Origin of the sequence: Streptomyces sp. NBC_01635 (assembly GCF_045209715.1) — a bacterium.
Classification (GTDB): Bacteria; Actinomycetota; Actinomycetes; order Streptomycetales; family Streptomycetaceae; genus Streptomyces; species Streptomyces hirsutus.
In genome coordinates this window covers 1,597,218-1,617,569 of sequence record NZ_CP109277.1, presented here as the reverse complement: position 1 = coordinate 1,617,569, position 20,352 = coordinate 1,597,218, and the positions used below count along the sequence as shown (strand labels likewise).

At 72.0% G+C, this 20,352-nt stretch carries 19 protein-coding genes, 2 pseudogenes and 1 riboswitch; of the genes and pseudogenes, 11 read left to right on the top strand and 10 right to left on the bottom strand.

Going from position 1 to position 20,352, the window contains the following annotated elements:
* Positions 1–32 precede the first annotated feature (32 nt).
* Positions 33–1,565: a DNA polymerase IV gene (locus OHB56_RS07860; protein ID WP_406352386.1), complete on the top strand. Its 1,533-nt coding sequence runs from the start codon at positions 33–35 to the stop codon at positions 1,563–1,565.
* Between the two features lie 5 nt (positions 1,566–1,570).
* Here the strand turns inward: OHB56_RS07860 and OHB56_RS07855 are convergent, their stop codons facing one another.
* Entirely contained in the window at positions 1,571–1,945 is a 375-nt protein-coding gene (locus tag OHB56_RS07855) for a PRC-barrel domain-containing protein (protein ID WP_055596964.1), read from the bottom strand.
* A gap of 111 nt (positions 1,946–2,056) precedes the next feature.
* A riboswitch (glycine riboswitch) is annotated at positions 2,057–2,153 on the top strand.
* A 171-nt stretch (positions 2,154–2,324) separates the two neighbouring features.
* Here OHB56_RS07855 and gcvP point away from each other — a divergent pair.
* Positions 2,325–5,210, top strand: coding sequence for an aminomethyl-transferring glycine dehydrogenase (gcvP, locus tag OHB56_RS07850; RefSeq protein ID WP_326751616.1), 2,886 nt, complete (start codon positions 2,325–2,327; stop codon positions 5,208–5,210).
* Positions 5,211–5,402: 192 nt separating this feature from the next.
* On the opposite strand, the gene OHB56_RS07845 is transcribed toward gcvP, so the two are convergent.
* A complete protein-coding gene (locus OHB56_RS07845; RefSeq protein ID WP_326751615.1) occupies positions 5,403–5,798 on the bottom strand; it encodes a helix-turn-helix transcriptional regulator in 396 nt (131 codons plus the stop codon).
* Between the two features lie 215 nt (positions 5,799–6,013).
* Here OHB56_RS07845 and OHB56_RS07840 point away from each other — a divergent pair.
* Both OHB56_RS07840 and OHB56_RS07835 read left to right on the top strand, forming a co-directional pair.
* Positions 6,014–6,250, top strand: a pseudogene (locus OHB56_RS07840) (ABC transporter substrate-binding protein); the annotation flags it as partial.
* A pseudogene (locus OHB56_RS07835) lies at positions 6,247–6,411 on the top strand (carbohydrate ABC transporter permease); the annotation flags it as partial. The pseudogenes OHB56_RS07840 and OHB56_RS07835, both read left to right, overlap by 4 nt.
* A gap of 127 nt (positions 6,412–6,538) precedes the next feature.
* Here the strand turns inward: OHB56_RS07835 and OHB56_RS07830 are convergent.
* Together OHB56_RS07830 and OHB56_RS07825 are read right to left on the bottom strand one after the other, a co-directional pair.
* A complete protein-coding gene (locus tag OHB56_RS07830) occupies positions 6,539–6,745 on the bottom strand; it encodes a DUF5999 family protein (protein WP_055596959.1) in 207 nt (68 codons plus the stop codon).
* Positions 6,746–7,188: 443 nt separating this feature from the next.
* Positions 7,189–7,773, bottom strand: a complete 585-nt coding sequence (locus OHB56_RS07825) for a hypothetical protein (RefSeq protein ID WP_406352384.1) — start codon at positions 7,771–7,773, stop codon at positions 7,189–7,191.
* Positions 7,774–8,339: 566 nt separating this feature from the next.
* On the opposite strand from OHB56_RS07825, the gene OHB56_RS07820 reads away from it, so the two are divergent.
* Both OHB56_RS07820 and OHB56_RS07815 read left to right on the top strand, forming a co-directional pair.
* The gene (locus OHB56_RS07820) at positions 8,340–9,857 is read left to right on the top strand and encodes a glutamate--cysteine ligase (protein WP_326751612.1); all 1,518 of its coding nucleotides are present in this window, start codon (positions 8,340–8,342) and stop codon (positions 9,855–9,857) included.
* A gap of 180 nt (positions 9,858–10,037) precedes the next feature.
* Complete coding sequence (locus OHB56_RS07815; RefSeq protein WP_364742525.1) at positions 10,038–10,838, top strand: type II CAAX endopeptidase family protein; 801 nt, start codon at positions 10,038–10,040, stop codon at positions 10,836–10,838.
* A 62-nt stretch (positions 10,839–10,900) separates the two neighbouring features.
* On the opposite strand, the gene OHB56_RS07810 is transcribed toward OHB56_RS07815, so the two are convergent.
* Together OHB56_RS07810 and OHB56_RS07805 are read right to left on the bottom strand one after the other, a co-directional pair.
* Positions 10,901–11,764 carry a PhzF family phenazine biosynthesis protein gene (locus OHB56_RS07810; RefSeq protein WP_326751610.1) on the bottom strand — a complete coding sequence of 288 codons (864 nt, stop codon included), beginning with the start codon at positions 11,762–11,764 and terminating at the stop codon, positions 10,901–10,903.
* Positions 11,765–11,854: 90 nt separating this feature from the next.
* Complete coding sequence (locus tag OHB56_RS07805; protein ID WP_326751609.1) at positions 11,855–12,286, bottom strand: VOC family protein; 432 nt, start codon at positions 12,284–12,286, stop codon at positions 11,855–11,857.
* A gap of 196 nt (positions 12,287–12,482) precedes the next feature.
* On the opposite strand from OHB56_RS07805, the gene OHB56_RS07800 reads away from it, so the two are divergent.
* The 4 genes from OHB56_RS07800 (at position 12,483) to OHB56_RS07785 (ending at position 16,341) form a co-directional block, all read left to right on the top strand.
* Positions 12,483–13,115, top strand: coding sequence for a PadR family transcriptional regulator (locus tag OHB56_RS07800; RefSeq protein ID WP_079035189.1), 633 nt, complete (start codon positions 12,483–12,485; stop codon positions 13,113–13,115).
* 309 nt (positions 13,116–13,424) lie between these two features.
* Positions 13,425–13,964 (top strand): Clp protease N-terminal domain-containing protein, encoded by a 540-nt coding sequence (locus OHB56_RS07795; protein ID WP_326751608.1) that lies wholly within the window; start codon positions 13,425–13,427, stop codon positions 13,962–13,964.
* A gap of 155 nt (positions 13,965–14,119) precedes the next feature.
* Entirely contained in the window at positions 14,120–15,133 is a 1,014-nt protein-coding gene (locus OHB56_RS07790) for an EamA family transporter (protein ID WP_406352381.1), read from the top strand.
* A 251-nt stretch (positions 15,134–15,384) separates the two neighbouring features.
* A complete protein-coding gene (locus OHB56_RS07785) occupies positions 15,385–16,341 on the top strand; it encodes an EamA family transporter (RefSeq protein WP_326751606.1) in 957 nt (318 codons plus the stop codon).
* Between the two features lie 132 nt (positions 16,342–16,473).
* Here OHB56_RS07785 and OHB56_RS07780 read toward each other — a convergent pair whose 3' ends face one another.
* Positions 16,474–17,163, bottom strand: a complete 690-nt coding sequence (locus tag OHB56_RS07780; protein WP_326751605.1) for a pyridoxamine 5'-phosphate oxidase family protein — start codon at positions 17,161–17,163, stop codon at positions 16,474–16,476.
* A gap of 35 nt (positions 17,164–17,198) precedes the next feature.
* Between OHB56_RS07780 and OHB56_RS07775 the strand changes: the two genes are divergently transcribed.
* On the top strand, positions 17,199–18,536 hold the full coding sequence (locus OHB56_RS07775) for an aminotransferase class I/II-fold pyridoxal phosphate-dependent enzyme (RefSeq protein WP_406352378.1): 1,338 nt from the start codon (positions 17,199–17,201) through the stop codon (positions 18,534–18,536).
* An 88-nt stretch (positions 18,537–18,624) separates the two neighbouring features.
* On the opposite strand, the gene OHB56_RS07770 is transcribed toward OHB56_RS07775, so the two are convergent.
* The 3 genes from OHB56_RS07770 to OHB56_RS07760 all read right to left on the bottom strand — a co-directional run bounded on the left by OHB56_RS07770 (position 18,625) and on the right by OHB56_RS07760 (position 20,333).
* Positions 18,625–19,092: a pyridoxamine 5'-phosphate oxidase family protein gene (locus OHB56_RS07770; RefSeq protein ID WP_326751603.1), complete on the bottom strand. Its 468-nt coding sequence runs from the start codon at positions 19,090–19,092 to the stop codon at positions 18,625–18,627.
* Positions 19,093–19,349: 257 nt separating this feature from the next.
* Positions 19,350–19,850 carry a Rieske (2Fe-2S) protein gene (locus OHB56_RS07765; RefSeq protein WP_406352376.1) on the bottom strand — a complete coding sequence of 167 codons (501 nt, stop codon included), beginning with the start codon at positions 19,848–19,850 and terminating at the stop codon, positions 19,350–19,352.
* A gap of 237 nt (positions 19,851–20,087) precedes the next feature.
* Positions 20,088–20,333, bottom strand: coding sequence for a hypothetical protein (locus OHB56_RS07760; RefSeq protein WP_406352374.1), 246 nt, complete (start codon positions 20,331–20,333; stop codon positions 20,088–20,090).
* Positions 20,334–20,352: the final 19 nt, after the last annotated feature.

Here is a 20,352-nt window from a genome sequence, read left to right as displayed (position 1 = left end):
CATTGTCAGTGGCGTAGGGCAGCATCGGGGATGTGAGATCCGCGCCCACAGTCCTGCATCTCGACATGGACGCCTTCTTCGCCTCGGTGGAGCAGGCGTCCAAGCCGAGCCTGCGCGGGAAGGCCGTGATCGTGGGCGGGCTCGGGCCGCGCGGTGTGGTCGCCACCGCCTCGTACGAGGCCCGGGTCTTCGGTGTCCGTTCAGCGCTGCCCATGGCGCAGGCGCGGCGGCTCGCGCCGAACGCGGCGTATCTCGTCCCCCGCTTCGCTTTCTACCGGTCGATCAGCGGCCAGGTGATGGAGCTGCTGCGGGCGCTGTCGCCCCTGGTGGAACCGTTGAGCCTGGACGAGGCGTTCGTGGATCTGGAGGCCGGAGGGGCGGCCTGGGACGAGCGGTCCGCCCGGCTGGCCGGCGCGAAGCTGCGCGCGGACATACGGGCGGTCACGGGACTCACCGGATCGGTGGGGCTGGCGGCCTCCAAGATGCTGGCGAAGATCGCCTCGGAGCAGGCCAAGCCGGACGGGCTGGTGCTGATCGAGCCGGGGACCGAGCGGGCCCTGCTGGCGCCTCTGCCGGTCCGGACACTGCCGGGTGTCGGACCGGCCACCGGCGACCACCTGCGGCGGGTCGGCATCCACACGGTCGGGGACCTCGCCGAGGCGGGAGAGGACGAGCTGGTACGCCTGCTCGGCAAGGCACACGGACATGCCCTGCACGCCATGTCCCTGGCGAAGGACGATCGGTCCGTGGTGGCCGAGCGGGAGACGAAGTCGGTGTCGGTCGAGGACACCTACGACGTGGACATCCACGACCGGGTGCGGGTCGGGGTGGAGGTGCAGCGCCTCGCGGACCGCTGTGTGCGCCGGCTGAGGACAGCGGGGTTGTCGGGACGGACCATCGTGCTGAAGGTGCGGCGGTACGACTTCTCGACGCTCACCCGCTCCGAGACCCTGCGGGGGCCCACGGACGATCCGGCGGTGGTGCGTGAGGCGGCGGCGCGGCTGCTGGACTCGGTCGACACGACGGGCGGCGTGCGGCTGCTGGGCGTGGGGGTCAGCGGGCTCGCCGACTACACGCAGGAGGACCTGTTCGCGCAGGCGGCGGGGGAGCCGGACAAGGAGCCGCCGGGCGAGGAAGCGGAGGCGGCGGTGCCCGTGGAAGAACGGCAACAGGCGGGCGCCGAGCGGCGCTGGCCGGCCGGGCACGACGTAAGGCACAGCGAGTACGGCCATGGGTGGGTCCAGGGCAGCGGCCTCGGGCGGGTCACGGTGCGGTTCGAGACGCCCGGGTCGGCGCCGGGGCGGGTGAGGACCTTCCGGACCGACGACCGGGACCTGCACCCCGCGGATCCGCTGCCGTTGGTGGAGCGAAGCCCCGGGGACAGCGAGGACGGCGGGGGAGACCCGAGCGGCGAGAACGGTCAGGGCGGTGACGGCCGGGGCGGTGAGGGCGCCCACGGCGGGGCCGACGGCGACGCCCGGAGTACCCGGGACGGCCGGGCCGCCCGGGGCAGCCAGGGTTCAAGGGCCGGTACGGGGGCGGTGGCTCGGGTGCGCCGCGGGTGATCTCGTCAGGCGGAGTCGTCCCTGCCGGCGAGCCTGCCGAAGTCGTGGTCCGGGAGCGGGGCCGGGGGGGCCGTGTCCAGGCCGTAGTGGTGGTAGAGCTGGAGTTCCTGCTCCGGGGAGAGATGGCGGCCCACACCGAAGTCGGGGGCGTCCTTGATCAGAGCGCGTTCGAAGGGGATGTGGAGGCCGCCGTCGATCAGCTCGCTCGGCTCCAGGGGGACGAAGGCGTCCCTGCTGAACAAGCCGGTGCGTATCGCCGCCCACTCCGGCACGCCGGTGGCGTCGTCGAGGTAGACCTCGTCGATCGTGCCGATCCGGTTGCCGTTGCGGTCGAACGCCTTGCGGCCGATCAGGTTGCGCGGATCGATGTCGGTCTGCACGGGCCCTCCACGGGTCGCAAGGATTCGTCAGCACTACAAAACGGCACAATCGGCGGGGCGGCCACTCGAAAGTCCGGGTCTTGCCCTCGCTGGTACCCTGGCAGCGGCTGCTGACCCCGTGCGGGAGAGCCCTCTTTGCACCATAGGAGGGCGCCGAAGGAGCAAATCCTCCCCGGAATCTCTCAGGCCCACGTACCGCATGGACGAGGTCACTCTGGAAAGCAGAGCGGGTGTCGACGGCTCCCGCTCTCACCGACGGTGAAAGCCGGCCGCCCCAGGCGGCCGGTGAAGCTCTCAGGTTGAGATGACAGAGGGGGAGGCCGTCCGGGCACCCGCCATGGTGCCCCTCGAAGGTCGTCGGACCAGGAGGCCTCCGCACATGACCGCCCATCGCATTCCCCTCTCCGAGCTCGAACAGGGAACGCCCTTCGAGCAGCGTCACATCGGCCCCGACCACGAGGCCCGCGCCAAGATGCTCGCGCAGGTCGGCTACGGCTCGCTCGACGAGCTGACGGCCGCCGCGGTCCCGGATGTGATCAAGAACGCCGACGCGCTGGATCTGCCGGGCGCCCGGACCGAGCCCGAGGTGCTGGCCGAGCTGCAGTCGCTGGCCGACCGCAACGAGGTGCTCGGCTCCATGATCGGGCTGGGGTACTACGGGACCTTCACACCGCCCGTCATCCTGCGGAACGTCATGGAGAATCCCGCCTGGTACACGGCCTACACGCCGTACCAGCCCGAGATCTCGCAGGGACGGCTCGAGGCGCTGCTGAACTTCCAGACCACGGTCGCCGAGCTCACCGGCCTCCCGACCTCCGGTGCCTCCCTGCTCGACGAGGGCACCGCGGCCGCCGAGGCGATGGCGCTGTCTCGCCGCATGGGCAAGAACAAGAAGGGCCTGTTCCTGGTCGACGCGGACGCGCTGCCCCAGACCGTCGCCGTCCTCCGGACCCGAGCCGAGCCGGCCGGCGTCGAGGTCGTCGTCGCCGACCTGAGCGAGGGCATCCCCGCCGAGGTCGCCGAGCGTGAGATCAACGGCGTGCTGATCCAGTACCCGGGCGCCTCCGGTGCCGTACGCGACATCAAGCCGGTGATCGACCGGGCGCACGAGCTGGGCGCGCTCGTCACCGTCGCCGCCGATCTGCTCGCCCTCACGCTGCTGACGTCCCCCGGCGAACTCGGCGCGGACATCGCGGTCGGCACGACGCAGCGCTTCGGCGTACCGATGGGATTCGGCGGACCGCACGCCGGATACATGGCCGTGCAGGAGAAGATGGCGCGCAGCCTGCCCGGCCGGCTCGTCGGCGTCTCCGTCGACGCGGACGGGAACAGGGCCTACCGGCTCGCGCTCCAGACCCGCGAGCAGCACATCCGCCGCGAGAAGGCCACCAGCAACATCTGTACCGCCCAGGTGCTGCTCGCGGTCATGGCCGGCATGTACGCCGTCTACCACGGCCCCGAGGGGCTGAGGACGATCGCGTGGCGCACCCACCGCTACGCGACGGTCCTCGCCGAAGGGCTCCGGGCCGGCGGCGTGGAGATCGTCCACGGTTCCTACTTCGACACGCTGACCGTCCGGGTCCCGGGGCGGGCCGCCGAGGTCGTGGCCGCCGCCCGGGACAACGGCGTCAACCTGCACCTCGTCGACGCCGACCTCGTCTCGATCGCCTGCGACGAGACCACCACGCGCGACCGGCTCGCCGCCGTGTGGAGCGCCTTCGGTGTCGAGGGAGACGTCGAATCCCTGGACGCGGCCGCGCGGAACACCCTCCCGGACGCCCTGCTGCGCGCCGACGAGTACCTGACGCACCCCGTCTTCCACCAGCACCGCTCCGAGACCGCGATGCTGCGCTACCTGCGCAGGCTCGCCGACCGCGACTACGCGCTGGACCGCGGCATGATCCCGCTGGGCTCCTGCACCATGAAGCTCAACGCGACCGCGGAGATGGAGCCCATCACCTGGCCCGAGTTCGGGCAGCTGCACCCCTTCGCGCCGGCCGGACAGGCCCAGGGCTACCTCACGCTCATCCACGAGCTGGAGGACCGGCTCGCGGAGGTCACCGGCTACGACAAGGTGAGCCTCCAGCCCAACGCGGGTTCCCAGGGCGAACTGGCCGGGCTGCTCGCCGTCCGCGGCTACCACCGGGCCAACGGCGACGACCAGCGCACCGTCTGCCTCATCCCGTCCTCCGCGCACGGCACCAATGCCGCCAGCGCCGTCATGGCCGGCATGAAGGTCGTCGTCGTGAAGACGGCCGAGGACGGCGAGGTCGACGTCGACGACCTGCGCGCGAAGATCGAGCGGTACCGCGACGAGCTCTCGGTGCTGATGATCACCTACCCCTCGACGCACGGGGTGTTCGAGGAGCACGTCGCCGACATCTGCGCGGCCGTGCACGAGGCCGGCGGCCAGGTGTACGTGGACGGCGCGAACCTCAACGCGCTGGTCGGGCTGGCCAAGCCCGGACACTTCGGCGGGGACGTCTCGCACCTGAACCTGCACAAGACCTTCTGCATCCCGCACGGCGGCGGAGGTCCCGGCGTCGGCCCGGTCGGCGTGCGGGCGCACCTGGCGCCGTACCTGCCGAACCACCCGCTGCAGCCCGAAGCCGGGCCGGAGACCGGGATCGGGCCCATCTCGGCGGCGCCGTGGGGCTCGGCGGGGATCCTGCCCATCTCGTGGGCGTACGTCCGGCTGATGGGCGGCGAGGGGCTCAAGCGGGCCACCCAGGTGGCGGTACTCAGCGCCAACTACATCGCCAAGCGCCTCGAGCCGCACTACCCCGTGCTGTACACCGGTCCCGGCGGGCTGGTCGCGCACGAGTGCATCATCGACCTGCGCCCCCTGACCAAGGCGACCGGCGTGAGCGTGGACGACGTGGCCAAGCGGCTGATCGACTACGGCTTCCACGCGCCGACGATGTCGTTCCCGGTGGCCGGGACGCTGATGATCGAGCCGACCGAGTCCGAGGACCTGGCCGAACTCGACCGGTTCTGCGAGACGATGATCGCGATTCGCGCGGAGATCGAGAAGGTCGGCTCCGGCGAGTGGCCGGCGGACGACAACCCCTTGCGCAACGCCCCGCACACCGCCGCCGCGCTCGGTGGGGAGTGGGAGCACGCGTACAGCCGTCAGGAAGCCGTCTTCCCGACCGGCGTGAGTGCCGCCGACAAGTACTGGCCGCCGGTGCGCCGCGTCGACCAGGCCTTCGGCGACCGCAACCTGGTGTGCTCCTGCCCGCCGCTGGAGGCGTACGAGGACTGACGCGGCGGGGCCCCACGGGGCCGGGACCGGCGACCGAGGAGCAACGCCCGGTACCGGTACCTGTAAGCGGGACCCGTACCGAGGAGTGGAAGGGCTCCGCTTCGGCCATGCGGCCGGGGCGGAGCCCTTCGTCGTCCCCCGCCTGCCCTGCGGGGCCCGGGCCCAGGGCAGGCGCGGGGCCGTTGCCGTGCGTCAGGCACGGTCGATATGGACGTTTGTCGATTTCACCCGCGCCGTGGCCTCCATGCCGACCTCCAGCCCGAGCTCCTCGACGGCCTCGCGGGTCAGCAGCGAGACCAGTCGGTGCGGGCCCGCCTGGATCTCGACCTGGGCGGCCACGTCGCCGAGCTTGATCGCCGTGACGATGCCGGGAAAGGCGTTGCGCGCCGAGGTGTACGGCGTGCCCTCCTCGGCCGTGCCGGCCTTCGCGAGGTCCACGGAGAACGCGGCCAGGTCCCGCCCGTCGATGAGCCGCCGTCCGCCTTCGTCGCGGTGGGTGGTGACCCGGCCCGCGTCCGCCCAGCGGCGAGCGGTGTCCGGGCTGACGCCGAGCAGCCGCGCTGCCTGGCCGATCGTGTAGGACTGCATGCCGATCACGATAGGGCGGGCGGCGGGGCCGGGCGGCGCGGGGGCGATGAGGGTGAGTGGTTCCGCACCCTCGACCGTAAGGTTCGCCGGATGATCCGAAAGTTTTGCATGCCTCGGCGGAAGTGATGCGGCGCCGCCCGGCGTCTTGGGGATCGTCGTCGCGCACTGATCGGCCGCTTCGAACCGGACCTCCGAAGGAGCCGTGGTCCGGAGTGCCGGTGGTCAAGACAAAGATCGTGCAGCTCGAGAACGACGCCTACAAGTCCAAGACGACCGCGCTGACCGCTTCCGGGAAGCTGCCGGACATCTTCCACACCTGGGGCGGCGGCGTACTCGAGCAGCAGGTCGACGCGGGGCTCGTCGAGGACCTCACCGGCTCCACCAAGGCGTTCGCCGACGGTCTGCTGCCGGTCGCCAAGGAGCCCTACCTCCTCGACGACAAGCTGTGTGGACCATCCCCATGGGCGTCCAGCGGTTCCAGGACCAGTATTCCGCGGACACCGCGCGTGTCTTTGCCTACCTCGTCCTGGCCATGGTTCCCGTGCTCGCCTTCTCCTCGGTCGCCGAGCGCCGGCTCGTCGGCGGCCTGACCGCGGGCGTGACCAAGGGGTGACGCACACGCGCCCGGTACGTGACGGAGTGTGACAGATCTGGATGCGCGTCGGGGCCGGGTCGCGGGAGTCCCGTGGTCCGGCCCCTGGTGTTCCGTGGGCGGGCGGGCTCCGCTCCGCCCGGCAAAGCTAGGCGGTGGTCATCACCTGGATGGCGCCCCGGGAGCGCTGCGGGGCGATGCACCTGCCGTCGGGCAGGAGTTCACCGGTGTCCTCGAAGAGCACGACACCGTTGCACAGCAGGCTCCAGCCCTGCTCCGGGTGGTGCGCCACGAGGCGGGCGGACTCCCGGTCGGCGGAATCGGCTGCGGGGCAGGGTGACTGGTGCTGGCACATGGATGGGATCTTTCGCTCTGGCGTGACCTGTGGGCTGGCTGTCGTTTCAGTTCCGCGGCGTGAAGCTTCGTTCATGGCCGCCCCCCGTTGTGATGGGCCCGTTGAGACAGGCCGGTCGGAAACAAGTGTTGCCCCTCGGGCGGCGATCCGCAGGGATTTCGCGGCACCGCCCTTCACAGATTGATGACGCGTCACCCTGGTGGACGGTTCAGCTCAACTGCCCTGTCACTTCGGGTGGTTCCGCATGGCCGGATGAGGCTAGTCCGGTCCTGGGCTCCGGTTGCTCCGGTGCCCAGGGCCACGTCGGGCTTCCTCGTGGTTCCGGTGAGGGCGTGCACCGCCGCCGGCGGTCCGGCGGCGGTGCACGGAAGAGCGAGGCGCGGGAGAAGGAGGTGCGGGAGGGGCAAGGGCGCGGAAAGAGGGCTCGCGCGAGGTGAGAGACGTCAGGCGGGCGAGCCGAGCAGCCGGTCGGGCGTGACCCGGTGGGTCAGCACCGGGAGGAGTTCGGCGGCCCGGTACGGGCGGTGGGCCGCGATGCCGGGCGGTGCCGGGGCGAGCGGGACGAGCAGGTCGGTGGCTGCCGGATGGCCGGTGGCGCCGTCCGCGGTGCGGTCGCCGTGCAGCCAGAGGGCCAGCATGTAGAGGCCGGGTACCGACAGCAGCCGGGGCTGGTACGACTGCGGCAGGGCCTCGGCCTGGCGCAGGGCCAGTTCGGTGGAGGCGATGTAGGGGCCCTCGAAGAAGCGGGAGAAGGTCCAGCCGTCGGGGGTGAGTACGGTGTCCGCCGCGGCCACCGCCCGGTCGCCGCAGCGGATCAGGAAGCGCCAGCCAGTCAGGCGCGTCGCGGACACGCCCTCGGTGGTGACCCGGTCCAGGACGTGCACGGGCAGCGGCAGTTCGGGCGAAGCGATCCCCTCGGCACCGAGGAGGGAGGGAGTTCGGGCCTCGCTGACCGCGGTGGGGGAGGACAGTGCGGTCAGGACGGAACGCAGTGCGGGCGCGGGAGCCGGGGGGACATGCAGGGGCATGGTGGGTCGCCTCTCATTCGAAGGCACAGTGACGCGAGGGCGGGGCGGACGGCGCTGTCAGCTCGCGGAGGCCGGAAGGCAGGGGCCGGGGGTCTGAGTACGAGAGGTGGGGGTGAGGAGTGCCGCACGTCACCTCGTCGGCTGGATCACTCGACCGTGGGCGCCAACCTTCTGCCTTGTCCATGGAGTTTATACGACGCGTGTTCGGAGTATGTTTCGGCTAGCCGTTTTCGACCCGCGGAGCAAGGGCACTTCTGGACGATGAAACGGGGGAATTATCCCGATTCTCGGCCAGGCATACGGCGATGACCTCGATAAATGGCCGCGCAGTGGTAGGCCTATTGTCGTCGGCGTTTTTCACGAGTTCGCCGTCGCCTTGTAACGTGCGCTGTCGATCATGTGCCGGCCATGCCGCGTGAATGTGCCACTGGTCACCTTCGATCAGCGTAGCGGCCGACAGGTCACTTCGGGGCGTTATCAATCGCATCCGCTGGGCATCCTCCACTGTGGACCGGTACCCGGCGGCCGGTCGCCGGGCCGCCCGTCAGAGAAGGAGGGAGGCTTCGATGGGGGAGAAGGTCGTGGCAGGCGGGTTCGACCTGTCCGATCGCCAGCGCTACCGCGACAAGCTCCGCAGGTGTCTGACGGGTTTGGAGCGACTCCTGGCGGAGAAGCGGTTCGACCGCCCCAGGAACCTCATGGGGCTGGAGATCGAATTGAATCTCACGGGTGCCGACGGGATGCCCAAAATGTTGAATGGGCAAGTCCTCGAGCGGATTGCGAGCCGCGACTTCCAAACAGAACTCGCCATGTTCAACCTGGAGGTCAACATAGCCCCACACCGTTTGGACGGTCGGGTATTCGACCGGCTCGCCGAGGAACTGCGCACCTCCCTCGCGTACGCGGATCGGAAAGCCGCCGAGGTGGACGCGGGAATCGTGATGATCGGCATTCTGCCGACGCTGGACCGCGACGACCTGGTCTCCTCGAACCTCTCCGCCGTCGACCGCTACACCCTGCTCAACGAGCAGATCGTGGCCGCCCGCGGGGAGGACTTCAGGCTCGACATCGAGGGGGTGGAACGCCTCAGCTGTACCTCCAAGTCCATCGCGCCGGAGGCCGCCTGCACCTCGGTGCAGCTGCACCTCCAGGTCACCCCGGCCCGCTTCGCCGACGTGTGGAACGCGGCCCAGGCGGTCGCCGCCGCCCAGATCGCCGTCGGCGCCAACTCACCCTTCCTCTTCGGGCGTGAGCTGTGGCGCGAGTCCCGGCCGCCGCTGTTCCAGCAGTCCACCGACACCCGTCCGCCCGAGCTCCAGGCCCAGGGGGTGCGGCCGCGCACCTGGTTCGGTGAGCGCTGGGTCGGCTCGGCGTTCGACCTCTTCGAGGAGAATCTGCGCTACTACCCCGCACTCCTGCCGATCTGCGACGACGAGGATCCGCTCGACGTGCTGGACCGGGGCGGCACCCCCTCGCTCGCGGAACTCGTCCTGCACAACGGCACGGTCTACCGCTGGAACCGCCCGGTCTACGACGTCGCCGACGGCGTGCCCCACCTACGGGTGGAGAACCGGGTCCTGCCCGCCGGGCCCACCGTCGTCGACGTGGTCGCCAACGCGGCGTTCTACTACGGCCTCGTCCGTGCCCTCGCGGAGGACAGCCGCCCCGTGTGGACCCGACTGCCCTTCGAGGCCGCCGCCGCCAACTTCGACGCCGCCTGCAAGCACGGCATCGACGCCCGCTTCACCTGGCCACGGCGCGGGCGTTACGGGGGCACGGCAGAGGTGGACGCGGTCGCCCTCGTACGCGACGAACTGCTGCCGCTGGCCGAGGCGGGACTGGACGCGTGGGGCATCGAACCCGCGGACCGGGACCTGTACCTCGGTGTGATCGAGGAACGCTGCCGGCGCCGGCAGAACGGCGCGAGCTGGCAGGCCGCGACCTTCCGCCGGGCACTGGACGGGGGCCTGTCCCGGGAGGCGGCGCTGGCGGCCACCACCCGGCGCTACCGTGAGCTGATGCTGCGGGGCGAGCCGGTGCACGCCTGGCCCGTCGGGCTGCCGGAGCCGGTGCCCGCGGGCTGACCCTCCGAGCGGGCGGGCGGACGCGCCCCGGACAGCCGGAAGGAGGGCCGCCCGGGGACCGCCGACGGCACGGCCGGCCGCGGAAGGGCACGGGGCCACCGGGTGCGGACCGCCCGTCGGGCCCCCGACCGGTGCCTTCATACTGAACCGATCGGACGGATCGGTGATGTGGAGGCAGGCGTGCAGGCGGAGGCGGGCCCGGAGGCCGATGCGTATCCTCGGCGGCGGCTCACGCGGAAGACGCTCCGCGACGAGACGCTGCTCGTGCTCGCGGTGTCACTCGGTGCGAGCGCGGTGTCCGCGCTGATCAGTTTCGTCGGCTCGGTCACCCGGCCGGGCGGACTGAAGGACCAGGCGGCCACGCTGAACGGCTCGGCGGCACCGGGCCGTCCCTGGCTCGACCTGGCCTGGCAGCTCTTCGGAATCACCAGCGCGCTGGTCCCCGTCGCGCTGGTCGCCCACTTCCTGATCCGCGAGGGCGCGGGACTGCGCACCCTCGGCTTCGACCGCACCCGGCCCTGGTCCGACCTCGGCCGCGGGGCGGCGGTCGCGGCGGCCATCGGCAGCAGCGGCATCGCCTTCTACCTGGCCATGCGCGGCCTCGGCTTCAACCTCACCGTGGTGCCCGAGGCGCTGCCCGAGGTGTGGTGGAAGTTCCCGGTACTGATCCTCTCGGCGATGCAGAACTCGATTCTCGAAGAGGTCATCGTCCTCGCCTATCTGCTGCGCCGGCTCGAGCAGTTGGGCTGGTCGCCGGGCGCCGCGATGGCGACCAGTTCGGTACTGCGCGGCTCGTACCACCTCTACCAGGGCATCGGCGGCTTCATCGGCAACATGGTCATGGGCGTGGTGTTCGTCCACCTCTACCGCCGCTGGGGCAGGGTGGGGCCGCTGGTGGTCGCGCACACGCTGCTCGACATCGGGGCGTTCGTGGGGTACGCGCTGCTCGCGGGCAAGGTGGGCTGGCTGCCTACCGCGTGAACCGATTCGGGAAGGGGGCGTGCGGTGGTGCCGTACGCCCCCTTTTCGTCCCCGGGTCCGGCTCAGCCCGTCGGTCCGCCGTGTTTCATGGCCCTGCCGCGCGGTAGCGCGGCACTCTGCAGCTCACCCTCGATGACGGTCACCGCCCGGCCGCCCAGCAGGGTGCGCTCGCCGCGCAGTTCCGTACGGACGCGGCCCGAGCGGGGTGAGGCCTGGAGGCCGGTGAGGGCGGTGCGGCCCAGACGCTCGGACCAGTAGGGGGCCAGCGCGGTGTGAGCGCTGCCGGTGACGGGGTCCTCGTCGATGCCGACGTTCGGAAAGAAGCAGCGGGAAACGAAGTCGTATCCCAGGGAGGGGTTTTCCGCGCGGGCGGTGGCGATGACGCCGCGCGCGGAGTGGGCGCCGAGGGCCTTGAGATCGGGCCGCAGGGCGTGGACCGTCCGCTCGTCGGAGACCTCGACCAGCAGGTCGCCGACGTTCGGACCGGTGTCGAAGGCGGTGAGCGGCTCGGCCCCCAGCGTCTCGGCGAACCCTTCGGGAAGGGGGAGGGGGGTGAGCGGGGCCGTGGGGAAGTCCAGGGTCACGGAACCGTCCTCGGCCGGCGCCGCGACGAGGACGCCACTGCGGGTGGCGAACCGGACGGGGCCCTCGTGGGAGCCCGTGGTGTGCAGGACGTGGGCGGTGGCGAGGGTCGCGTGGCCGCACATGGCGACCTCGGCGACGGGAGTGAACCAGCGCAGCGCCCAGTCGGCGTCCCCGCTCCCGGGCAGCGGGTGCGCGAAGGCGGTCTCGGCGTGGTTGACCTCTAGGGCGACGTTCTGGAGCCAGCCGTCGTCCGGGAACGCGTCCGTGTCCAGGAGCAGGACTCCGGCCGGGTTGCCGGCGAAGGGCCGGTCGGTGAAGGCGTCGACGATTCGAATGCGCATCCCCCGACGGTAGGGCGTGGACGGAGCCGCGGGCCAAGGCCAATCCGAAGACACCGGACCGGATTCCGGCGCTGATCCGGTGGCCGGCCGTCAAGGAGCCGAGGCGGCCTCGGACCCAGGGGGTGGCGTCGGTGGGGCGAGGTAGTTCGCCCGCCCCTCGTCGTCTAGTTCGAAGGGGCCCTCGGGGATGATGCAGAACTCATTGCCCTCCGGGTCGGCCATCACCAGGAAACCGCCGTCCGCGTACTCCGCCGGCCGACGCCCGCCGAGTGCCTCTACCCGCCGCTGCTCCGCAGCCGGGTCGGGTGAGGTGACGTCGAAGTGCATGCGGTTCTTGCCCGACTTGGGCTCGCCGGTCTGCTGGAAACCCAGACCCAGACCGTTCTCGCGTCGTATCCACACGTAGGGCCCCGTGCGACCCACGACCGGGCGGCCGAGCAGCTCGGACCAGAACGCGGCGAGCCGCTCGGGGTCGGTGGCGTCGACGATGAGGGCGTTGATGCGCAGAGGCGAGTCGGCCATGCGCCGATCCTCTCAGGGGTCACGACGCCGCCGACCGGGTCGCCGCCGGTTCCCGCCCCGCCGACGGTTCCCGCCCCGCGCTCCGCGTAGCCACGGGACGGAGCGGTCGCCGTGACGGCAGGGTTGCCGCCACCACCTCTCCGATATATCGTTGAGATATCGCGACAGATCAACGATGGAATGGAGAGTGGCTGCGATGCGTACCCATGGTTTCGAGCATGGACATGGTCACGGTGGTCCGAGGGGTGGCCGGGGCGACTTCGACAGGCTGCGGGCCGCATTCGGGCCCTTCGGTCCCGGCGGGCCGGGCGGCCCCGGGGGCCCCGGCTTCGGTCCGGGCTTCGGGCACGGTCCCTGGGGCGGACGAGGGCGCGGCGGGCCCAGGGGGAGGGCGCGGCGCGGTGACGTACGGGCATCGATCCTCGCCCTGTTGAAGGACCGGCCGATGCACGGCTACGAGATGATCCAGGAGATCGCCGAGCGCAGCGGCGGAGCGTGGAAGCCCAGCCCCGGCTCGGTGTACCCCACCCTCCAGCTGTTGGAGGACGAGGGGCTGATCGTCAGTGAGTCCGAGGGCGGCAAGAAGCTGTTCGCACTCACCGACACCGGTCGTACGGCGGCCGAGGAAGGTCCCGAAGCGCCTTGGGAGGAGGCCTCCCGCGGGGTCGACTGGGAGGCGCTGAGTGAGATCCGGCAGGCCGGGTTCGGCCTGATGGAGGCCTTCGGGCAGGTCTGGAAGACCGGCAGCAAGGAGCAGCGCGAGAAGGCGCTCGCCGTCGTCAACGAAGCCCGCAAGAAGCTGTATCTCATCCTCGCCAACGACGACTGAGGATGAGGACTGAAGGCTGAGCCCGGGTGCCTGAGGTACCGGGTGGTCGGCCGGCGTACACGTGGTGCCCCGTGGAGTGATCCACGGGGCACCGTCGTGTCTGCGTGTCTGCGAGCCTCCGCGCCGACCTCGGCCGGGCGGCCGTCTCTTCGGCTCGGGCTGCGGTGGCGGGTGTGCCCCGAGGGGAAGCGGGGCTGATTCTCCTTCCCAAGGAGGAGATTGCGGACCGACGTGTCCACTTCCTGTGGGACAGGAAGATGCTCCCCGCCGGGGATGCCACGGACCCGCGGGGCTGATGTGGTGGGAGACGTGCAACACCGTATCCCCCGGCCGTCGGCCGGCAAGGCCCAGGAGCAGGGCGTTCACCGCGCGGAACACGGTGCCGGACTCAGTGTGGAGCTGGCGGCGGTGGTCAGCGGTGCCCGCCGCAGGGCGGTCAGGGACGCGGACCGCCAGATCGACACCGCCCATCTGCTGCACTCGCTGCTGGAGTCCGACGCCGAGGTGCGCGCGGTCCTCGGTGAGGAGTCGCGGACCGCCCGGCTGCTCGGCTACCTGGTCCAGCGCAGCATCGGCTACGGCCTGCGCTGGCAGAGCGCCGTCGAGGACTCCGGGTCCGCCCCGGTGGTGGCGCGGGCCGCCGGGTTCTCGCCGCTGGCGGCGGCCGGTCTGGAGTACGCCCGTGAACGCGCCGCACGTCATGGCGGGCCCGCGCGCGGCGTGGACCTGCTCGCGGCGATCATCGCGGACCCGCAGGCGCGGGCGGTGGAGGTGCTCGAGCATGCCGCCATCGACTTCCGCGACCTGTCCGCCCGGCTCGAGGCATGGGCCGGCGACCCCGCTTGCTGAGGGGCTGAGGGGCTGAGGGGCTGAGAGCGGGGTGAGGGCCGGGCGGCTCTCCGCCGGGGACGGTTCCCTCCTGCCGCCGGACCATCGTGTCCAGCCGTCCAGCCCATGAGACAGGTGTTATGGGGGGTGACGCTCCTGTCGACGCCTGACATCATGTGCCGGTGCCTACCTCTGCCAGCACTCGGAACGTCCGGAGCACCCGTGGGAAGGGCGTCGGGCTCGGTCTCGCGCTCCTGTCCGCGGTGGCCTTCGGCGGATCGGGAGTCGCCGCCAAGCCGTTGATCGAGGCGGGCCTGGACCCGCTGCACGTCGTGTGGCTGAGGGTGGCGGGCGCGGCCGTGGTCATGCTGCCGCTGGCCGTGCGCCACCGGGCTCTCCTGCGCAGCCATCCGGCGCTGCTGGCCGGGTTCGGGCTGTTCGCCGTCGCCGGGGTCCAGGCCTTCTACTTCGCCGCCATATCCCGTATCCCCGTCGGCGTCGCGCTGCTCGTCGAGTACCTGGCGCCCGCGCTCGTCCTCGGCTGGGTGCGGTTCGTGCAGCGGCGGCCGGTGACCCGGGCGGCGGCGGTCGGTGTGGTGCTGGCGGTGGGCGGACTGGCCTGTGTCGTGGAGGTGTGGTCCGGCCTCGGCTTCGACGTCGTCGGACTGCTGCTCGCGCTCGGCGCCGCATGCTGCCAGGTCGGCTACTTCGTCCTCTCCGACCAGGGCAGCGACCACGGCGACCGGGCGCCGGACCCGCTCGGTGTGATCGCCTACGGCCTGCTCGTGGGCGCCGCCGTCCTCACCGTCGTCGCCCGCCCCTGGTCCATGGACTGGTCGGTGCTCGCGGGCAGCGCGCGCATGGACGGCACCCCGGTCGCGGCCTCTGTGCTGCTCGCCTGGATCGTCCTCGTCGCCACGGTCGCCGCGTACGGCACCGGAGTGCTCTCCGTGCGCAGGCTCTCGCCGCAGGTCGCCGGGGTGGTGGCCTGCCTCGAAGCGGTCATCGCCACGGTGCTGGCCTGGGTCCTGCTCGGCGAGCACCTGTCGGCGCCGCAGATCATCGGCGGCGCGGTGGTGCTGGCGGGCGCGTTCATCGCCCAGTCCTCGGCGCCGGCCAAAAGCCCCGACCGCCCGGTGGCGAGCGGGGGAGCCGAAAGAGAGTTGTCCACGCGGGGAACGTCGATCTAGGGTGCTGATCATGCATGCGCGTGCACGTGTTCTTCCGCCGCCCGCCGCCTGAGGCGGGCCCTGAGCTCACCGCGCCCGGCGTGCTGCCGCCGGGTGTCGTGGTGCTGCCCGCAGACGCAGTCCGCGGGCCCCGCGGGACCGGTTCGATCCGGCCCTGACCCGGGGCCTCCATCCGGCCTTTCGCGCAGCGCAGGCACCTCTGCGAGGGGTGCGTACGCGCGCGTATCTGTGTGTATCTGCGGAGAGAAAACGTGTCGAACACCGTCTCCGGCCTGCCCGTCGGGCGAGGCCTGCTCTATCTGATCGTCGCCGGCGCCGCCTGGGGCACCGCGGGCGCCGCCGCGTCACTGGTCTACCGGACCAGTGACATGGGGCCGATAGCCCTCTCCTTCTGGCGCTGCGCGACCGGCCTGGCGCTGCTGCTCGGCGCCCGGATGCTGGTCCCGCGCGCCCGGCCCGTGGTGACCGAGGCGCCGGGTTCCCGGGTGCGGCGGGCCGTGGCCACCGGGGTGGGGCTCGCCGTGTTCCAGACGGCCTACTTCGCGGCCGTCGCCGCCACGGGACTTGCCGTGGCCACTGTCGTCACTCTCGGCGCCGGACCCGTGCTGATCGCGCTCGGCGCGCGACTGTTCCTGGGGGAGCGGCTCGGCCGGGGCGGGGCCGCCGCCGTCGTGGGGGCGCTCGCCGGGCTCGCCGTGCTCGTCCTCGGCGGCGGGGAGACGACCGTGGACCCGTGGGGCATCCTGCTCGCGCTCCTGGCCGCGGCCGGCTACTCGGCGATGACCCTGCTCACCCGGTGGTGGGGGCGGAACGGTGGTCTGGACGCCTCCGGCACGACCGTCGGGGCGTTCGCCGTCACCAGCGTGCTGCTGCTGCCGTTCGCCGCGGTCGAAGGGCTGGTGCCGTACAGCGGCGATCCCGCTCTGCTGCTGTGCCTCCTGGTGTACGTCGCCGCGATCCCGACGGCTCTCGCCTACGGTCTGTACTTCGCGGGCGCGGCAGTCGTACGGTCTGCCACCGTGTCCGTGATCATGCTTCTTGAGCCGGTGAGCGCGGCGGTGCTCGCCGTCGCCCTGCTCGGCGAGCGGCTCACCCCTGCCATGCTGGCCGGCACCCTGCTGATGCTCGGCTCGGTCGCGGGACTCGCGCTCGACGAGGCGCGGGGCGCGCGGACCGGACGGGTGGAGGGGGACGCGGCGCCGGCGTGACGACGCGGGCCCTCGAGGAGAGGCCTGACCCGAGGGAGGACCTCTCCTCGAAGGAGGAGCATGGCCCGGCCTCGACAGTCGCGGTCCGGTGACGACGTCCGGCGCGCCCCCTTCGAGGGCGGCGGCGCGGTGTCACAGGGCCGCCAGGTACTCCGGCGGTTCCGTGCCGGCGGGCAGGGCGGGGTCCGCGAGCGGGGTGCCGTACGCGCGGGTCAAGGGGACGACGCCGGCCCAGTGGGGGAGGGCGAGGTCCTCCGGCTCGTCGTTCACGCCGCCGGTGCGGAGCTTGGCGGAGACCTCGGTCAGGTCGAGGCGGATCACCGCCGTGGCGGCCAGCTCCTTCTTGTTCGCCGGACGGGAGTCGGCGGCGCGGCCGGGGACGACGTGGTCGACGAGGGCGTCCAGCGCCTGCCGCTTCTCCTCGGGGTCGGTCACGTCGTACGCGAGGCCGTGCACCACCACGGAGCGGTAGTTGATCGAGTGGTGGAACGCCGAGCGGGCCAGCACCAGCCCGTCCACGTGGGTGACGGTCAGGCAGACCGGGAGCCCGGGGTCGGCCAGGCCCGCCGCGCGCAGCGGGCGCGAGCCCGTCGAACCGTGTACGTAGAGACGCTCGGCGATCCGGGCGTACAGCGTGGGCAGCACCACCGGTGCGTCGTCGCGGACGAAACCGAGGTGGCAGACGTAACCCTCGTCGAGTATCGCGTGCACCAGGCCCCTGTCGTACGCGGCACGGGCCGGGGAACGGGTGGGGACAGTGCGCTCGGTGGGCCGGTAAGGGCCGGTGTCGGCGGGCTGCTGCTGTGGCCGGGACGCTGCCATGGCGTTCTCCATTGCACTAGTGCATAATTGATTTTGTGCTAGAAGATTATCGGATCACGGGTCGGCGTGCTGCGGATATTTCGGCGAGCATCGAGGGAGCGGTGGGTGAAGGCGCACTCCGGCCGGGCGAACTGCTTCCGCCCATGAGGGAGTTGGCGGACCGGCTCGGGGTGAACCCCAACACCGTCGCGTCCGCGTACCGCACCCTGCGCGAGCGAGGGGTGATCGAGACCGCGGGCCGTCGGGGAAGCCGGGTGCGGCCCAGGCCGGCCACCACGGCACGCGACGCCGTCCGGGTGGAGGTCCCGCGGGGCGTACGGGACCTCTCCGACGGCAACCCCGACCCCGCGCTGCTGCCCCCGCTGGCCGAGGCCTTCGCCGCCGCGGCCGAACAGGGCGACCGGGAACCGGTGCTCTACGGGCACGCACCCGTGGAGCCCGGGCTGGCCCGGTTCGCCCGCGCCGGACTGGACGCCGACGGCGTCCCCGACGGCCCCGTCACCGTGACCTCCGGCGCCCTCGACGCGATGGAGCGGGTGCTCGCGGCCCATCTCAGGCAGGGCGACGCGGTGGCCGTGGAGGACCCCGGATGGGGCAGCTTGCTGGACCTCGTCCCGGCGCTCGGCCTGCGGACCGTCCCGGTCGGCGTCGACGACGAGGGGCCGCTCCCCGGCGACGTGCGGCGGGCGCTGACCGGCGGGGCACGCGCGCTGATCGTCACGGACCGGGCGCAGAACCCGACCGGTGCCGCACTGAGCGCGGCGCGTGCGCGGGCCTTGCGGGCGGTGCTCGCGGACCACCCGGAGACGCTGCTGATCGAGGACGACCACGGTCATCACATCGTCGACCTCCCCCTGCACCCCCTCGCCGGTCCCACCCGCAGCTGGGCCTTCGTCCGCTCGGCTGCCAAGGCGTACGGCCCCGACCTGCGGCTCGCCGTGCTCACCGGGGACGCGGTCACCCTCGACCGGGTCCGCGGACGGCAGCGGCTCGGGCCTGGCTGGGTCAGCCGCACGCTCCAGCGCGCGGTGCTCCGGCTCTGGACCGGTGGCGCGGTGGACCCGGCGGCGGTGGCGGCGCAGTACGGGCGGCGCCGGGACGCCCTCATCGGGGCGCTGGGCCGACAGGGGGTCACGGCGCACGGGCGCAGCGGCATGAACGTATGGGTGCCCGTGCCGGACGAGACCGGTGCCGTCGCGCGGCTGCTGCACGCGGGGTGGGCGGTGGCGCCCGGTGCCCGCTTCCGGATGGGCGCCCCGCCCGGCATCCGCGTCACCGTGTCGACGCTCACCGCGGACGACATCGGGCCCCTGAGCGAGGCGATCGGCGAGGCGATCGGACCGGAGACGGAGGAGTCCAGGACGTATGCCTAGGCGTGTGGTCCCGTGAGGGGCGAGCGAGGAGAGGGAGACTCGGGGCGGGCCCTTGGGGCCCGGCCCGAGGCCCCTCGGGCCGGGCCCGCTACCGCGCGCCCAGCTTCCGGAAGTCCCAGGACACGACCTTCTCCGGGGTCAGCCGTATCCAGGCGTGCCGGCCGTCGTGCGGCATCTCGTCCAGGTTGAAGTTCTTGCGCGCGAACAGCGTCTCGGGAAAGTCGAGTTCGGCGCGGAGTTCGCCGGTGCGCGGTATCTCGCCCACGAACTCCACCCGCCCGGACAGTTCCGCGCCGCGCAACTCGTCGTACTCCTCGCCGGTGTCCACCACGATCGCCACCCGCCGGTCCCGGCGCAGGTCCGCCCAGCGTTTGGAGCGCACCACGGAGTACAGCCACAGTGAGGTGCCGTCCCAGGCGAACCAGAGCGTGCTCACATGGGGCGCGCCGTCGGCCGACACCGTGGCGACCCGGCAGGTGCGCTGGGTGGTGAGGAAGTCGTCCAGTTCGCCCGGCGTCATCATGATCTTCCGGCCCCGGCGCTGCGTGGCAGTCATACGGCCTCCTCTTCTCTCACGTCGTGCCAGAGAAATCCTCTGACATCACGTCAGAAAAGGGTGAGTCGTCTTCCTTCTCCGCGCAAGGGCGACCGGACCTCCCCGCCGGCCGCAGACGGATGCCATCGCGGGGTGCCCGTTGACCGCACCTCCGCGATGGCCCGTCACGTCCTGTCCCCGGTCGGCACTCTCGCGACCACGGACGGTGTGCCGACCGGCATGGGTCCGTCGGCGCCGTACGGTCCGGCGCCGACGGCTCACGCGAGGGTGATCGAGTCCCCGCTGACGGTGATCTCCATGACAGGCAGCGGCTTGGTCGCGGGACCGCTCTGCACGCTGCCGTCGGCGATGGAGAAGTTGCTGTTGTGGCAGGGGCAGTTGATGACTCCGTCGGCGACGCTCTTCACCGCGCACCCCTGGTGGGTGCAGGTCGCCGAGAAGGCCTTGAACTCGCCCGCCGTCGGCTGGGTGACCACCACCTTGCTGTCGGCGAAGACCTTCCCGCCGCCCTCGGGGATGTCGGCGGTCGAGGCGAGCGCGGCACCGGCGGGAGCGTCGCTTTCGCCGTCCGGACCGTTGCCGCTCGCTTCGTTGTTGTCCGTGGAGCCGCCGGTGGCGGTGGAGTCCGCGGACGAGCCGGAGGAATCGTCGGAGCCTCCGCAGGCGGTCAGCGCGACGGCGAGGCCCGCCGCTCCGGCGGCCGCCACGACGGTTCGACGGGCCGGTCCCGATGCGAGCTGATGCGATGCGCTGGTCATGCGGATGTGTCCCTTCCGGGGGTTGCGTGATCTGGGGAGAGATACGGTCAGCGGGCCCGCGCTGTTCAGGCGCTGCCGAGCTTGGCCCGCGCGTGGTCGGAGGGGCGTAAGCCACAGCTGTCGTTTCGCTGCCGGGGCCCGCCCTTCTCTCCCGGCAGGCCCCTGAGGTGAGGCGATGCGGCGCCGACGGCCCGGGACGACGCTCAGGGAAGTGGTCGTCGACCACCCTCACGTGGGTCAGGGCGATGGATGGAACTGCCGGGCCCCGTGCCGGAAGAAGCCGGTGGCCTCGTCACTCGCGGCGAGCCGGGGACGGGGCACGTAGCGCTCGGTGTTCCAGATCCGCAGGTCCTGGTGGGCCTCAACGAGCTCCCGCGAAAGCGCCAGGCAGAACCAGCCGCCGGAATACGGGAGATGCCCCTCCGGCGTGTTCGTGACCGGGGGCGGGCCCTCGACCCCGGACACTTCCTCCCTCGTCGTCATGCCCAGTAGCCAACCACGG

Coding starts and splice junctions, on each gene's coding strand:
- gcvP (WP_326751616.1), top strand. CDS start 2,325: ATGACCGCCCATCGCATTCCCCTCTCCGAGCTCGAACAGGGAACGCCC.
- OHB56_RS07845 (WP_326751615.1), bottom strand. CDS start 5,798: ATGCAGTCCTACACGATCGGCCAGGCAGCGCGGCTGCTCGGCGTCAGC.
- OHB56_RS07830 (WP_055596959.1), bottom strand. CDS start 6,745: ATGTGCCAGCACCAGTCACCCTGCCCCGCAGCCGATTCCGCCGACCGG.
- OHB56_RS07825 (WP_406352384.1), bottom strand. CDS start 7,773: ATGCCCCTGCATGTCCCCCCGGCTCCCGCGCCCGCACTGCGTTCCGTC.
- OHB56_RS07820 (WP_326751612.1), top strand. CDS start 8,340: ATGGGGGAGAAGGTCGTGGCAGGCGGGTTCGACCTGTCCGATCGCCAG.
- OHB56_RS07810 (WP_326751610.1), bottom strand. CDS start 11,764: ATGCGCATTCGAATCGTCGACGCCTTCACCGACCGGCCCTTCGCCGGC.
- OHB56_RS07805 (WP_326751609.1), bottom strand. CDS start 12,286: ATGGCCGACTCGCCTCTGCGCATCAACGCCCTCATCGTCGACGCCACC.
- OHB56_RS07800 (WP_079035189.1), top strand. CDS start 12,483: ATGCGTACCCATGGTTTCGAGCATGGACATGGTCACGGTGGTCCGAGG.
- OHB56_RS07780 (WP_326751605.1), bottom strand. CDS start 17,163: ATGGCAGCGTCCCGGCCACAGCAGCAGCCCGCCGACACCGGCCCTTAC.
- OHB56_RS07770 (WP_326751603.1), bottom strand. CDS start 19,092: ATGACTGCCACGCAGCGCCGGGGCCGGAAGATCATGATGACGCCGGGC.
- OHB56_RS07765 (WP_406352376.1), bottom strand. CDS start 19,850: ATGACCAGCGCATCGCATCAGCTCGCATCGGGACCGGCCCGTCGAACC.
- OHB56_RS07760 (WP_406352374.1), bottom strand. CDS start 20,333: ATGACGACGAGGGAGGAAGTGTCCGGGGTCGAGGGCCCGCCCCCGGTC.